Below are 15,392 nucleotides of genomic sequence, written 5' to 3'. Positions count from 1 at the left end.
ACGACAACATTTTACATCAATCCTAATTTGTAAGCATAAGCGTAAAAACTAAAGTTATGTTAAAATTTAAGAGTTAAATGGACAAGAAAAATATCGAAATATGGTTTAAAAGTACGAAATAATATAAGAATAGAAACTAGTTATAAAGTAAAAATAGCAATCAGTTAAACAAGTGAGCAACCATCTGATTTAATGATATAACATACATAAATAATAGTTTATTTAATGTATTGTAAATAACAGTAAGAAACTAATAGAAGGATTGTGAAAGATTAAATGACTAACCAAACGCCAATGATGCAACAGTATTTAAAAATAAAATCACAATATCAAGATTGTTTATTATTTTTTAGATTAGGCGACTTTTATGAAATGTTTTTTGAAGATGCGAAAGAAGCTTCTAGAGTTCTAGAAATTACATTAACAAAGCGTGATGCTAAAAAAGAAAATCCTATTCCTATGTGTGGGGTACCTTACCACTCAGCAGATGGCTATATTGAAACATTAATTAATAATGGATATAAAGTAGCTATTTGTGAGCAAATGGAAGATCCTAGACAGACAAAAGGAATGGTGAAACGTGAAGTTGTTAGAATCGTTACGCCAGGTACGGTTATGGATCAAGGTGGCGTAGATGAAAAACAAAATAATTATATTTTGAGCTTTGTACAAATAAATGACTGTTATGCATTAAGTTATTGTGATGTGTCTACGGGAGAACTAAAAGTAACTTCCTTTAACGATCAAGCTACATTAATAAATGAAATAACAACCATTAATCCAAATGAAATCGTGGTAAATGAGCATATTGATGAAGAACTAAAACGTCAAATAAGTTTAACAACTGAAACGATTACAGTATTGAATGAAATATCAGATGCACATTATGCAGTAAATACTAGTAATGAACAATCTTTATACAATGCGACTCAGTTATTACTTGATTATATTTTTCATACGCAAAAACGAGATCTATCTCATATAGAAACTGTTGTTAAATATGAAGCAGTAGATTTTATGAAAATGGACTTTTATGCAAAAAGAAATTTAGAATTGACAGAAAGTATTCGTCTGAAAAGTAAAAAAGGGACATTGCTATGGTTGATGGATGAAACTAAGACCCCTATGGGTGCAAGAAGATTAAAACAATGGATTGATAGACCGTTAATCCACAAAAATCAAATTGAATCACGTCTAGATACAGTTGAGCAATTTATAGACTTTTTTATAGAGAGAGATACATTGAGAGAACATCTTAATCAAGTATATGATATCGAGCGCTTAGTTGGTCGAGTGAGTTATGGTAATGTAAATGCTAGAGATCTAATTCAACTCAAACATTCAATTTCTGAAATACCCAATATTAAGCAATTATTAGATCGTTTAGATACAGAAACTACTGAGCAATTTAAAGCTCTTGAACCTTTAGATGAACTGTTAGCATTATTAGAAAATAGTTTGAAAGAAGAACCGCCAATATCTGTTAAAGAAGGTGGATTATTCAAAAAAGGGTTTAATCAGGAGCTAGATGAATATTTAGAAGCATCGAAGAATGGTAAATCTTGGTTGGCTGAACTTCAGACTAAGGAGCGTCAACGCACTGGTATTAAATCACTGAAGATTAGCTTTAACAAAGTGTTTGGATACTTTATTGAAATTACAAGAGCCAACTTGCAAGGTTTTGACCCTTCTGCATATGGTTATCATCGTAAACAAACCTTATCAAATGCAGAACGGTTTATTACGGATGAATTAAAAGAAAAAGAAGACATTATATTAGGCGCTGAAGATAAAGCGATTGAATTAGAATATCAATTATTCGTTGAATTACGTGAACAAATAAAGACATATACAGAACGCTTACAAAAACAAGCAAAAGTTATTTCTGAATTAGATTGTTTGCAAAGTTTTGCCGAGATAGCACAAAAATATAATTATGCAAGACCTGCATTTAGCGAAGACAAAACACTTAAATTAACAAATTCGAGACATCCTGTTGTAGAACGCGTTATGGATCACAACGACTATGTGCCAAATGATTGTAATTTAGATCAAGATACGTTTATCTATTTAATCACTGGACCTAATATGTCTGGGAAATCTACTTATATGAGACAAGTTGCAATCATAAGCATTATGGCACAAATGGGTGCTTATGTGCCGTGTGAAACAGCTGTATTACCAGTTTTTGATCAAATATTTACAAGAATTGGAGCTGCAGATGATTTAGTTTCTGGTAAAAGTACATTTATGGTTGAGATGTTGGAAGCACAAAAAGCACTCGCTAACGCTACAGAAAATAGTTTAATTATTTTTGATGAAATAGGTAGGGGAACCTCTACTTATGATGGATTAGCATTGGCACAAGCAATGATTGAATTCGTGGCACATACTTCTCATGCTAAGACATTATTCTCTACACATTATCACGAGTTAACAACATTAGATCAGTCGTTGCCTTCGTTGAAAAATGTTCATGTTGCAGCAAATGAATACAAAGGTGAGCTTATCTTCTTACACAAAGTTAAAGATGGGGCTGTCGATGATAGTTATGGTATCCAAGTTGCGAAGTTAGCACATTTACCAGAAGCAGTTATATCACGTGCACAAGTGATTCTAGATGCATTTGAACAAAATAATAATCATGGACAAGCGACAAATGAACAAATGAACGTTATTAAATCGGGCGTGGAAGCACCGTCGATAGAAAAATCATTTGTATCTGAAAACGAGCACAGCTATAACGATGACAAGCAAGCACAAAGTAGCCACCAATTTGAACAAGCAGCTTTTGATTTGTTTGATTATCCTGCGGAACAAAGTGAAGTAGAGACTGAAATTAAGCAATTAAATTTATCGAATATGACACCGATAGAAGCTCTAGTAAAACTTAGTGAATTACAAAAACAGTTAAAATAGAGGTGAGGTCATTCAATGGGTAAAATAAAAGAATTACAGACATCTTTAGCAAATAAAATAGCAGCCGGTGAAGTAGTAGAAAGACCTGGATCGGTTGTGAAAGAATTATTGGAAAATGCAATTGATGCTCAAGCGACAGAAATAAACATAGAGGTTGAACAATCAGGAGTCGCTTCTATACGTGTGGTTGACAATGGTACTGGTATAGAAATCGATGATTTAGACTTAGTATTCCATCGCCATGCAACAAGTAAATTAGATGCAGATGATGATTTGTTCCATATTCGCACATTAGGATTTCGCGGTGAGGCTTTAGCTAGTATTTCTTCAGTTTCTAAGGTGACATTGAAAACATGTACAGATAATCAAGAAGGCCAAGAAATTTATGTGGAAAATGGGGAAGTTTTAAATCGAAAACCAGCTAAAGCAAAAAGAGGCACAGATATTTTGGTAGAGTCATTGTTTTATAATACGCCAGCACGTTTAAAATATATTAAAAGTCTCTATACAGAACTTGGAAAGATTACAGATATCGTGAACCGTATGGCTATGAGTCATCCTGATATTCGTATTTCACTAGTTTCTGATGGTAAAACAATATTAAAAACAAATGGATCAGGTAGAACAAATGAAGTCATGGCAGAAATTTATGGTATGAAAATTGCAAAAGATCTAGTTCATGTAACGGGTGATACAAGTGATTATCATTTAGATGCTTATTTTGCAAAGCCAGAACATTCTAGAAGTAATAAGCATTATATTTCTATCTTTATTAATGGCAGATATATTAAAAACTTCTTATTAAATAAAGCAATTTTAGAGGGCTATCATACTTTATTAATGGTCGGTCGTTATCCAATATGCTATATCAACATTGAAATGGATCCGATATTGGTAGATGTTAATGTGCACCCAACTAAACTAGAGGTAAGGTTATCAAAAGAAGACCAGCTTTTTGAATTAATTGTGACAAAAATTCGTGAAGCATTTAAAGATCGTATTTTAATTCCTCAAAATGATATGGATAAAATGACGAAGAAAAACAAGGTATTAGACCAATTTGAGCAACAGAAAATGGACTTCGAAAAACGGCAACAACAAAATAACCTTGAGCAAAATGTTGAGCAATCAAGTGAACCAAACGTGAATAATGCAAATAACGCAAGTGCAGACAATTCAACATCCTATATAAATCAACCGGATAATGAACGAAGCGGCATTCAAGAGTCACAAAATGATTATGATGATTATAAGAAAATACAAAATGATTTGCTTTATGATTTAGAAACGACAAGTAGTGATTCTACTGATAACGAAGTATCAACCGCGGATAACATTTTACAAGACAATGGTGAAGAAGATATTAAAGGGCGCGTGAGTGCTTCGCCAACACGTAGAATACCTTATATGGAAATTGTTGGACAAGTGCATGGCACTTACATCATCGCTCAAAATGAAAATGGTATGTTTATGATTGATCAACACGCAGCTCAAGAAAGAATAAAGTATGAATATTTCAGAGAAAAAATTGGTGATGTTGTAAATGAAAGTCAAAATTTATTGATTCCATTAACTTTCCATTTTTCAAAAGATGAATTAATGATAATTAATCAATATAAAGATGAATTAGATAAAGTAGGCGTGCATTTAGAACCATTTGGTGGACATGATTACATTGTAGATAGCTATCCAGTATGGTTTCCTAAAGAAGAAGCTGAAGAAATCATCAAGGATATGATCGAATATGTATTAGAACATAAAAAAGTTGACGTGAGAAAAATTCGTGAAGAAGCTGCGATTATGATGAGCTGTAAAAAATCAATCAAGGCTAACCACTATCTAAAAAATAACGAGATGGCAGATTTAGTTAATCAATTGAGAGACACTGAAGACCCATTTACCTGTCCACACGGTAGACCCATTATTATTAATTTCTCAAATTATGAATTAGAACGCCTATTTAAACGTATTGTCTAAGGAGGAATTCATGTTGAAACCGCATATTTTGCCTGCAGTTCGCTCAATGAAAGATTTAGAAAAATTAACGATGACCGATTACAAGGCATGTGTCATGTTAGATGCGCATATCGGACATGTTAAAAGTATTATGGGTCTATTAAACAAGAATAAGATTGAAACATACATGCATATCGATTTAATCAAAGGTATGAGCCATGATGAATTTGCTTGTGAATATATCATTCAAAATTATCATCCTAAAGGCATCGTTTCAACTAAGACAAAAGTAATTAATAAAGCAAAATCATTAAATACTACAACCGTGTTCAGAGTGTTTGTATTAGATAGTCATGCACTATCTAGAAGTATCGAATTGATTAAGCGTGTAGAACCAGATTTTGTGGAAGTTTTACCTGGTATTGCTACTAAAGCAATACGTATCATTAACGAAGAAACAAATACTGCAGTAATTGCAGGTGGGCTCATAAATAGCAATGAAGAAGTAGATATTGCAGTTTCAAATGGCGCAAAATATATTACAACAAGTGACCGATCACTATGGTAATCGAATCATGTGGTGTCACTAAAATGATAAAAATTTAACTATTTCCATATTATTGATTCATTTATTTGTAATCAATCATTGTGAACGAGTATAAGGGGATGACGACAATGATAAAACCAAAGCAATTGAAAGTAGGAGACACAGTAGCAATTGTGTCTCTTTCTTCTGGTTTAGCAGGTGAAAGTAATATGTTATGGCGGACTCGACAAGGCATTCAACGTTTGGAAAATGAGTTTGGCTTAAAAGTCAAGGTAATGCCACATGCCTTAAAAGGTGTAGCGTTTATTCACAATCATCCAGAATGTAGAGCTAAAGATTTAAATGAAGCAGTAAAAGATCAAGAAGTTAAAGCTATTATTAGTTGTATTGGCGGAGAAGATGCGATACGTATTTTACCTTATGTAGATTTCCAAGCAATTGCAAACAACCCTAAAATATTCAGTGGTTATTCAGATACAACAACAGTACATTTGATGTTTTATAAAATGGGAATAGTTAGTTTTTATGGTCAGGCATTACTTACTGACTTTGCAGAAAATATAGCAATGGATACATATACAGTAGAGAATATTAACAAGTGTTGGTTTAATACAAATAAAATAGGAAAAATAGAACCAGCATTTTATATGAGACCATATGGATTAAAATGGAATAAACAAAACAAATATACATGTAGAGCTAAAATAGAACAAAAAGGATACGAAATATTAAATGGAAATAAAAAAGTGAGCGGACACCTTTTAGGTGGAAATCTAGAAACTTTTGTTGATTTAATGCATACATCAATATTTCCTGAAATTGAAGCATTTAATGGTGCAATATTATTTTTAGAAACCTCAGAAGACACACCTACACCTGATATGTTTGCTAAATATTTAGAGGAATTGCTGAAGCAAGGGATTTTAAATCACCTGAATGGTATGATTTTTGGTAAGCCATTTAATAATGTATATTATGAAAATTATAAAAGAGAGATATTAAAAATAATTAAAAAAAGCAATAATCCTAAAATGGTAGTTTTTTATAATTTATCATTTGGTCATAACGAGCCCAAACATGCGATTCCTTATGGGTTAACGGCACAAATTGACCCATTGACTAGTCAATTTAGTATTGATGAAAATAGTGTGATATCAACTTGAGTTGTGACAACTTTTTTACAAAGTATTTGACAACGCTTACAACAACGGTGTAAGATGTACACAAGTTAATATTTAGAACAGAGATGGGAGATTTCTACAGTAATTAAACCGGTGGTTCACAACTGGATATAATTGTAGGGGTCTCCCTGTCTTATTTTAGGAGGAGTCTTTATGAGTGAATATTTTGCTGAATTTTTGGGAACAGCAATACTTATACTATTTGGGGGAGGCGTTGTTGCAAACGTCAACTTAAAAAGAAGTAATGGGAATGGCGCAGATTGGATTGTTATTGCTACAGGTTGGGGATTAGCAGTTACTATGGGAGTGTACGCGGTAGGTAATATTTCAGGTGCACATTTAAATCCTGCAGTTACTTTATCATTTGCCATGGATGGTGCCATTAGTTGGGCTATGGTGCCAGGCTATATTATCTGTCAAATTCTAGGTGGTATCGTTGGTGGTGCATTAGTTTGGTTAATGTATTTAGCACAATGGAAAGCCACAGAAGATCAAGGCACAAAATTAGCTGTATTTTCTACAGCACCTGCCATTAAAAACTATTTTGCAAACTTCATGAGTGAAATTATTGGTACAGGTATTTTAACAATGGGGCTTTTATTCATTGGTATGAACAAAATTGCTGATGGTTTAAATCCATTAATTGTCGGTAGTTTAATCGTTGCAATTGGATTAAGTCTAGGTGGGCCAACAGGTTATGCAATTAACCCAGCTCGTGATTTAGGCCCACGTATTGCACATGCGATTTTACCAATCGCAGGTAAAGGTGATTCTAATTGGTCATATGCAATTGTACCTGTGTTAGGACCTGTAACTGGTGGTATGATTGGTGCAGTGATTTACAGATTATTTTACAAAGGTGCATTTGATACAATGTCGGTAGTTGCTATTGTATTATTAATTATCACACTTATTTTAGGCGTAACGTTAAATAAAGCGAAAAATGCTAAAGGTATAGAAACTATATATTAATTACGTTTAATTTAAGTGTATTTACGTTAAAATATAACTAGATATTATTGTCATTGTATTAATATAAAATTATTAGTTGAGTGAACTAATAAAAATTGGGTACAGAGAAATATATATATCAATGTGAATTACATATGTAATTCGTATTACGAACATTTGAAGAGGGAGCTAATCATTATGGAAAAATATATTTTGTCAATCGACCAAGGCACTACGAGTTCGAGAGCAATTCTATTTGATCAAGATGGAAAAATTAAAGGAGTTGCACAGCGTGAATTCAAACAATATTTTCCAAAATCAGGCTGGGTAGAACATGATGCCAATGAAATTTGGACGTCCGTTTTAGCTGTTATGGCGGAAGTTTTAAATGAAGAAAACATCGGTGCAGATCAAATAGCTGGTATTGGTATTACAAACCAACGTGAAACTACGGTTGTATGGGATAAGAAAACATCAAGACCAGTGTATCATGCGATTGTTTGGCAATCTCGTCAAACTCAAGGCATCTGTCAAGAATTAAAAGAACAAGGTTTAGAAGATAAATTTAGAGAAAAAACAGGTCTTTTACTAGATCCATATTTTGCTGGAACAAAAGTTAAATGGATTCTAGATAATGTGGAAGGTGCTAGAGAGAAAGCTGATAATGGAGATTTATTATTCGGTACTATTGATTCTTGGCTAGTGTGGAAATTATCTGGTGGTAAAGCTCATATTACAGATTATACGAATGCAAGCCGTACGTTGATTTATAATATCCATGATTTAGAATGGGACCAAGAATTATTGGATATATTAGAAATTCCAAATACTATGTTACCTGAGGTTAAAGAATCTAGTGAAGTTTATGCAAATACCATTGATTATCATTTCTTCGGACAAGAAATTCCAATTGCTGGTATTGCAGGTGACCAACAGGCAGCATTATTTGGTCAAGCATGCTTTGAACGTGGAGATGTAAAAAACACTTACGGTACTGGTGGCTTTATGCTGATGAACACTGGTGAAGAAGCTGTAGCATCTGAAAGTGGATTATTAACAACAATTGCCTATGGACTAGACGGAAAAGTTAATTATGCACTTGAAGGTTCTATCTTTGTTTCAGGATCAGCTATTCAATGGTTGAGAGATGGATTGAGAATGATTAATTCTGCACCACAATCAGAAAATTACGCGGAACGTGTAGAATCTACGGAAGGTGTTTATGTTGTGCCAGCATTCGTAGGTTTAGGAACACCATATTGGGATGCTGATGCACGTGGAGCAATCTTTGGTTTAACGCGTGGTACTGAAAAAGAACACTTTATTCGTGCTACATTAGAATCATTGTGTTATCAAACACGTGATGTGCTTGAAGCAATGGAAAAAGATTCTGATATTACAGTAAATAACCTACGTGTCGATGGTGGTGCTGTTAAAAATAACTTTATTATGCAATTCCAATCAGACTTATTAAACGTGAGTGTGGAACGTCCAGAAATTAACGAAACAACAGCTTTAGGTGCAGCTTATTTAGCTGGTTTAGCTGTAGGTTTCTGGGATAGTAAAGATGAAATTGCTAACCGTTGGAAACTTGAAAAAGAATTTAATCCAGATATGGAAGAAAAAGAAAGAAATAAATTATACAAAGGCTGGAAAAAAGCTGTAGAGGCCACTCAAGTCTTTAAGCTAGACGAAGAATAAAAGAATTAGACTTATCTAAGTTTCTTATGCTATAATAAGGGTAAGTTAATATTATCGAGATGAGAATTGAGAGACACTGTTCGTACAATTATATATGTATGGGATAGGTCTCTCTTTTTTTATTACTACTAGGAGGCGCTAGATTTTATGAGTTTATCAACTTTGAAAAGAGAACAGATTAAGCAAGATTTAAAAAATGATACTTTTGATGTTGTCATTATCGGTGGAGGTATTACTGGTGCAGGTATTGCATTAGATGCAACACAAAGAGGTATGAAAGTCGCGTTAGTAGAAATGCAAGACTTTGCACAAGGTACAAGTTCACGTTCAACAAAATTAGTGCATGGTGGTTTGCGTTACTTGAAACAATTGCAAGTTGGCGTTGTAGCAGAAACTGGACGTGAACGTGCAATTGTATATGAAAATGGGCCTCATGTAACGACACCTGAACGTATGCTATTGCCAATGCATAAAGGTGGTTCTATGGGTAAATTTACTACATCTATTGGCTTAGCAATGTATGATAGACTAGCAGGCGTTAAAAAATCAGAACGTAAAACAATGTTAAATGCTAAAGAAACGTTAGCGAAAGAGCCACTTGTTAAAAAATCAGGATTAAAAGGTGGCGGATCTTATGTTGAATATCGGACAGATGATGCGCGTTTAACAATTGAAGTCATGAAACGTGCAGCTGAAAAAGGTGCCACAGTAATCAATCATACGAAATCAGTACATTTCACATATGATTCAAATGAAAAGGTCAACGGTATTCATGCAGAAGACCAAATTTCTGGTGAGACTTATCCAATTAAGGCTAAAAAAGTAATCAATGCAAGTGGCCCATGGGTAGATGAAGTACGTAGTGGTGATTATGCACGTAATAACAAACAATTACGTTTAACAAAAGGTGTTCATATTGTTATTGATCAATCAAAATTCCCATTAGGACAAGCAGTATACTTTGATACTGAAAAAGATGGACGTATGATTTTTGCGATTCCTCGTGAAGGTAAAGCATACGTAGGTACAACAGATACATTTTACGATAACGATAAAACATCACCATTAGCTACACAAGAAGACAGAGATTACTTAATTGATGCGATCAACTATATGTTCCCAGATGTAAATGTAGCTGATGAAGATATTGAGTCATCATGGGCTGGCGTAAGACCATTAATTTTAGAAGAAGGTAAAGACCCATCAGAAATATCTCGTAAAGATGAAGTTTGGGAAGGTAAATCAGGCCTACTTACAATTGCTGGTGGTAAATTAACTGGTTATCGTCATATGGCATTAGAAATTGTAGACCTTTTATCTAAACGCTTAAAATCAGAATACGGTTTGAAATTTGATAAATGTGCTACAAAACACTTACCAATTTCTGGTGGAGATGTTGGTGGTAGTGCAAACTTTGATCAATTTATTGATAAAAAAGTTGAAGATGCTAAAGCTTATCAAATAGATGATGCGACAGCACGTCATTTTGCAACGAAATATGGTTCAAATGTAGAAGAATTATTCAAAATTGCTCAAACAGCACAATATCAAGAATCTGGTTTACCATTAGATATTTATACAGAATTGATTTACTCTATTCAAAACGAAATGGTTCATCGTCCAACAGATTTCTTTATTCGTCGTACTGGTAAACTTTATTTCAAAATAGATGACGTTCTCAATTATAAAGATCAAGTTATTGATGTAATGGCTGAATTACTAGGTTACACAGATATTCAAAAAGACTTGTTTACAAAAGAACTTCAAACTGCAATTGATGAAGCACAAACAGGTAATAATCAACCTGCAGTTAAAGAATAAATTAAATATTGTCCGAATCTAACATTTGATCTTTATCCAATAATGAGTTAGTAGATTTAAATTTTGAACAATAGTTCTTTCCCTTCAAAGTAGACATTAAAAAATGTAGACTTTGGAGGGGTTTTTATATTTTTAATGAGGTTTTGCATTTAATTTTATCAATAATAGCGCTGTAACAAGTGATAAGCCGAATAGCATTGTATTTGAAAACAGTGTATTTTGAAGGTATATTGTATAATGTATGATGAATGAAATGAAACGTGATTTGGGGGTAAAACATGAGTGGAAATGAGTTTAAAATCACTGTTGCAGATGGAACGACTTTAGAAGTGAAATTGAATAAGGCGAAAAAAGACACGATTGGTGTGATACACTTACTTCATGGCATGGCAGAACATATGGATCGATATGATGCACTTATTGATTCATTAAACCAACAAGGATATGATGTACTACGACACAACCATAGAGGGCATGGTAAAGATATAGCATCATATGAACGTGGTCACATTGATAGTATGGAGCAAGTGGCAGATGATACTTTTGAAATTGCACAGACGTTGTATTCAGATACTGTGCATACGCCATATATTATATTGGGGCATTCTATGGGTTCTATTATTGCTAGAATTTTCACACAAAAATATCCAGATGTCGCACAAGGCATGATTCTATCAGGAACAATGCAATACCCTAAGTATTTAGGGAAATGCGTACAAATAATTTTAAAGCTTATCACTTTAATAACTGGTAAAAGACGTCGTTTAAAATGGTTAAACCAAATAATGTATAAAACTTTCAATAAAAATATAGAAAACAACAAATCGAAAAATGATTGGTTATCTAGCGATGACCAAGAAGTTGAAAAATTTGAAAAAGACCCTTTCACTGGATTTTTAGTCTCAAATCAACTGATTTTTGAAACAGTAAAGTATATGTTACAGACAAGCAAATTAAAAAACATAAAAAAAATGAAGTCAGATCTTCCTATTTTACTAATTTCTGGAAAAGATGATGCGATAGGTAATTATGGAAAAGGGATTAGACATTTAGGAAAACTATATAAAAAGGGTAAAATTCATCATATTACAGTACATTTATACAAAAATAAAAGACATGAAGTGTTATTTGAAAAAGATGCTACGACTACGTGGCAACATATGTATGATTGGATAGAAAGACAAATTTTAAAAAAATATAACAGAGTAGATAAAGCATAAAGAGAGTTGATATAAGTGCAGAGCGATAAACCTTTTATAATTGCATTAGTTGGTCCAACAGCTGTTGGTAAAACAGAATTAAGCATCGAATTGGCTAAAAGATTTAATGGTGAAATTATTAGCGGAGATTCTATGCAAGTCTATAAACATATGGATATTGGAACAGCAAAAATAAATAGAGAAGAGATGGCGGATATTCCACATCATATGATAGATATTCTTGAACCTGATGAAACATTTTCTGCGTATGATTTTAAAAATAGAGCGCAAAATTTAATAGATGAAATTACGGCTAGAGGTCATATGCCTATCATCGTAGGCGGTACAGGTTTGTATATCCAATCATTAATTTATAATTATGCTTTCGAAGATGAAACGATATCTGAAGCACAACAAATTAAAGTAGACCATACGCTAAATGAATTAGATTCATTATCAAATGAAGCATTGCATGATTATTTAGCTTCGATAGATAAAGATTCAGCTGATACTATTCACCCAAATAATCGTAAAAGGGTACGTAGAGCGATTGAATATTATTTAAAAACAAAAAAACTTTTAAGTTCACGCAAGAAAAATCAACAATATACAGAAAATTATGATACATTATTAATAGGGATAGAAATGTCACGCGAAACTTTATATCAAAGAATTAATAAACGTGTAGATATAATGTTGGAACGCGGATTACTAAATGAAGTGAAACAACTCGTTGAAGATGGTTTTGAGACTTGTCAAAGTATGCAAGCTATCGGATATAAAGAGATGTTACCTGTAATTAAAAATGAGGCTAGTCTAGCCGAAGCAACAAATAAATTGAAAAAGCATTCTAGAAATTATGCTAAAAGACAAATGACTTGGTTCAAAAACAAGCTCGACGTAGTATGGTTAGATAGAGAGATAATGTCACTTTCATTGATGTTAGATGAAGTTTCAGTCCAAATAAAGAAAAGGAGAACATAACATGAATACAACAGAAAACATCCAAGATAAATTCCTAGGACAATTTAAGGCTGATCAAACAAAAGTTATCGTATTTTTAGTGAATGGTTTTCAAATGAAAGGTATTATCGAAGATTATGATGACAATTTGGTTTGTTTATTAACACAAGGAAAGCAACATCTTATTTATAAACATGCTATCAGTACATTCACACTTGATGATGCAGTAGAAGAAGTATAACATTAAAAAAACAATTTATTTTTGCATACTTTTAAAGAAGAAAGCTACACTTTGATAGAAATTATCAAGTGTAGCTTTCTTCTTTAAATCAGTAATTTATTTATAATAACGCTTCAATATCAGCTTCAATTTGGCTCGGTTTTTTCTGTGGCGCATATCGATTAGTTACATTACCTTCTCTATCGATTAAAAATTTGGTGAAGTTCCATTTGATTTTTTCATTGAAAAATCCATTTTGTTGTTCTGTCAGAAATTGATATAAAGGGTGTTGATTTTCGCCTTTGACATCAATTTTTTCGTGCATTGGGAAAGAAACGCCATAGTTAATTTTACAGTTTTGAGTAGCTTCTTCACCCGTACCTGGTTCTTGACCTCCGAATTGGTTACATGGAAAACCTAGCACAACAAATCCTTGATCTTTATAGTTGTCGTATAAGTGTTGTAGTCCTTCAAATTGTGGTGTGAAGCCACACTCACTTGCAGTATTGACAATTAGTAATACTTTATTTTTATATTCTTCTAACTTGTAAGTTTCGCCATTTGGTTTTTGAACTTCTATATCGTATATAGTCATATCATGTCACCTCTTATTATTAATTTAACATAATTTGAGAAGATAGTCTTTATATAAACACTATGATAAAATAGCAAAGAAAACTTTGAAAGAGGTGCATGTTATGAGCCAACAAACACATACGACTAAAAAAGAATTAGAGACAGCGATTTTAGTTGGCGTACAAGCTCAAACCGATGAAGTGTTTGATTTTGAATCAACAATGGAAGAATTAGCTTCATTGTCTGAAACATGCCAATTAAATGTACAAGCTGAATTTACCCAGAACAGACAACATTTTGATAATAAATATTACGTTGGAAAAGGTAAATTAGAGGACATAAAAGCTTATATAGAAATGAATGATATAGATGTACTTGTTGCTAATGATGAATTGACTACAGCCCAGTCAAAAACATTAAATGGTAATCTGAACGTTAAAATTATCGACAGAACACAACTGATTTTAGAGATATTTGCACTTCGAGCAAGAAGTAAAGAAGGTAAGCTTCAGGTAGAATTAGCGCAATTAGATTATTTATTACCTAGACTTCAAGGTCATGGGCGTAGTTTATCAAGATTAGGTGGTGGCATCGGAACGAGAGGTCCAGGTGAAACTAAGTTAGAAATGGATCGTCGTCATATTAGAACACGTATGAATGAAATCAAACATCAATTAGAAACGGTGGTTGAACATCGAGAGCGATATCGCAACAAACGTGAACAAAATAATGTGTTTCAAGTAGCACTTATTGGATATACAAACGCTGGTAAATCATCTTGGTTTAATGCATTGGCGAATGAAGCTACTTATGAGAAAAACTTGCTTTTTGCTACGCTAGATCCTAAAACAAGACAAATTCAAATCAATGATGGATTTAACCTAATCATATCTGATACGGTTGGTTTTATTCAAAAACTACCAACTACACTCATTGCTGCGTTTAAATCCACTTTAGAAGAGGCGAAAGGCGCAGATTTACTATTACATGTTGTGGATGCTAGTCATCCTGAATATCGAGTTCAGTATGATACAGTAAACCAAATCATAGGTGACTTAGATATGGGGCATATTCCACAAGCTATTATTTTTAATAAAAAAGATTTACACGAAGGAACTATGCCAACAACTCATTTACCATCAGTTTTTGTTTCAAGTAAAAATGAAGAAGATGAAGACAAAGTGAAACAATTACTTATAGAGCAAGTTAAATCAGCTTTAACTTTTTATGAAGAAAATGTCTCAAGTGCTGATGCGGATAGATTATATTTCTTGAAACAACATACACTCGTCACAGAAATCATATTTAATGAGAAAGATGCAACATATACTGTAAAAGGGTTTAAAAATGAATAGGAA

At 33.0% G+C, this 15,392-nt stretch carries 12 protein-coding genes; 11 read left to right on the top strand and 1 reads right to left on the bottom strand.

What is annotated here, in order from left to right; all coding sequences use genetic code 11:
* Positions 1 to 276: 276 nt before the first annotated feature.
* From mutS to hfq, 10 genes are all read left to right on the top strand, one after another.
* Positions 277 to 2,919, top strand: a complete 2,643-nt coding sequence (gene mutS, locus JG554_RS07685; RefSeq protein WP_107360253.1) for a DNA mismatch repair protein MutS — start codon at positions 277 to 279, stop codon at positions 2,917 to 2,919.
* 15 nt (positions 2,920 to 2,934) lie between these two features.
* Complete coding sequence (gene mutL, locus JG554_RS07680; RefSeq protein WP_046208597.1) at positions 2,935 to 4,896, top strand: DNA mismatch repair endonuclease MutL; 1,962 nt, start codon at positions 2,935 to 2,937, stop codon at positions 4,894 to 4,896.
* Between the two features lie 13 nt (positions 4,897 to 4,909).
* On the top strand, positions 4,910 to 5,443 hold the full coding sequence (locus tag JG554_RS07675) for a glycerol-3-phosphate responsive antiterminator (protein ID WP_070038272.1): 534 nt from the start codon (positions 4,910 to 4,912) through the stop codon (positions 5,441 to 5,443).
* Positions 5,444 to 5,550: 107 nt separating this feature from the next.
* The gene (locus JG554_RS07670; protein WP_107360252.1) at positions 5,551 to 6,585 is read left to right on the top strand and encodes a S66 family peptidase; all 1,035 of its coding nucleotides are present in this window, start codon (positions 5,551 to 5,553) and stop codon (positions 6,583 to 6,585) included.
* Positions 6,586 to 6,756: 171 nt separating this feature from the next.
* The gene (locus JG554_RS07665; protein ID WP_203265223.1) at positions 6,757 to 7,575 is read left to right on the top strand and encodes an MIP/aquaporin family protein; all 819 of its coding nucleotides are present in this window, start codon (positions 6,757 to 6,759) and stop codon (positions 7,573 to 7,575) included.
* Between the two features lie 177 nt (positions 7,576 to 7,752).
* On the top strand, positions 7,753 to 9,255 hold the full coding sequence (gene glpK, locus JG554_RS07660; protein ID WP_046208594.1) for a glycerol kinase GlpK: 1,503 nt from the start codon (positions 7,753 to 7,755) through the stop codon (positions 9,253 to 9,255).
* Positions 9,256 to 9,402: 147 nt separating this feature from the next.
* On the top strand, positions 9,403 to 11,076 hold the full coding sequence (locus tag JG554_RS07655; protein WP_064209015.1) for a glycerol-3-phosphate dehydrogenase/oxidase: 1,674 nt from the start codon (positions 9,403 to 9,405) through the stop codon (positions 11,074 to 11,076).
* A 278-nt stretch (positions 11,077 to 11,354) separates the two neighbouring features.
* Positions 11,355 to 12,296 (top strand): alpha/beta hydrolase, encoded by a 942-nt coding sequence (locus tag JG554_RS07650; RefSeq protein ID WP_107360251.1) that lies wholly within the window; start codon positions 11,355 to 11,357, stop codon positions 12,294 to 12,296.
* Between the two features lie 15 nt (positions 12,297 to 12,311).
* A complete protein-coding gene (gene miaA / locus JG554_RS07645) occupies positions 12,312 to 13,259 on the top strand; it encodes a tRNA (adenosine(37)-N6)-dimethylallyltransferase MiaA (protein ID WP_107360250.1) in 948 nt (315 codons plus the stop codon).
* 1 nt (position 13,260) lies between these two features.
* Positions 13,261 to 13,479, top strand: a complete 219-nt coding sequence (gene hfq / locus JG554_RS07640) for an RNA chaperone Hfq (RefSeq protein WP_046208590.1) — start codon at positions 13,261 to 13,263, stop codon at positions 13,477 to 13,479.
* A 100-nt stretch (positions 13,480 to 13,579) separates the two neighbouring features.
* Here hfq and JG554_RS07635 read toward each other — a convergent pair whose 3' ends face one another.
* Entirely contained in the window at positions 13,580 to 14,053 is a 474-nt protein-coding gene (locus JG554_RS07635) for a glutathione peroxidase (RefSeq protein ID WP_046208589.1), read from the bottom strand.
* 103 nt (positions 14,054 to 14,156) lie between these two features.
* Here JG554_RS07635 and hflX point away from each other — a divergent pair, with 103 nt between their 5' ends.
* Positions 14,157 to 15,389: a GTPase HflX gene (hflX, locus tag JG554_RS07630; RefSeq protein WP_107360249.1), complete on the top strand. Its 1,233-nt coding sequence runs from the start codon at positions 14,157 to 14,159 to the stop codon at positions 15,387 to 15,389.
* Positions 15,390 to 15,392: the final 3 nt, after the last annotated feature.

The organism is Staphylococcus sp. 11-B-312 (assembly GCF_016743055.1).
In the GTDB taxonomy this organism is placed as follows: domain Bacteria; phylum Bacillota; class Bacilli; order Staphylococcales; family Staphylococcaceae; genus Staphylococcus; species Staphylococcus ureilyticus.
Note: the sequence above shows the minus strand (reverse complement) of the source record. Positions and strands in the feature narration are given on the sequence as shown.

Coding starts and splice junctions, on each gene's coding strand:
- JG554_RS07665 (WP_203265223.1), top strand. CDS start 6,757: ATGAGTGAATATTTTGCTGAATTTTTGGGAACAGCAATACTTATACTA.
- mutL (WP_046208597.1), top strand. CDS start 2,935: ATGGGTAAAATAAAAGAATTACAGACATCTTTAGCAAATAAAATAGCA.
- hflX (WP_107360249.1), top strand. CDS start 14,157: ATGAGCCAACAAACACATACGACTAAAAAAGAATTAGAGACAGCGATT.
- mutS (WP_107360253.1), top strand. CDS start 277: ATGACTAACCAAACGCCAATGATGCAACAGTATTTAAAAATAAAATCA.
- JG554_RS07650 (WP_107360251.1), top strand. CDS start 11,355: ATGAGTGGAAATGAGTTTAAAATCACTGTTGCAGATGGAACGACTTTA.
- JG554_RS07670 (WP_107360252.1), top strand. CDS start 5,551: ATGATAAAACCAAAGCAATTGAAAGTAGGAGACACAGTAGCAATTGTG.
- glpK (WP_046208594.1), top strand. CDS start 7,753: ATGGAAAAATATATTTTGTCAATCGACCAAGGCACTACGAGTTCGAGA.
- JG554_RS07635 (WP_046208589.1), bottom strand. CDS start 14,053: ATGACTATATACGATATAGAAGTTCAAAAACCAAATGGCGAAACTTAC.
- JG554_RS07655 (WP_064209015.1), top strand. CDS start 9,403: ATGAGTTTATCAACTTTGAAAAGAGAACAGATTAAGCAAGATTTAAAA.
- hfq (WP_046208590.1), top strand. CDS start 13,261: ATGAATACAACAGAAAACATCCAAGATAAATTCCTAGGACAATTTAAG.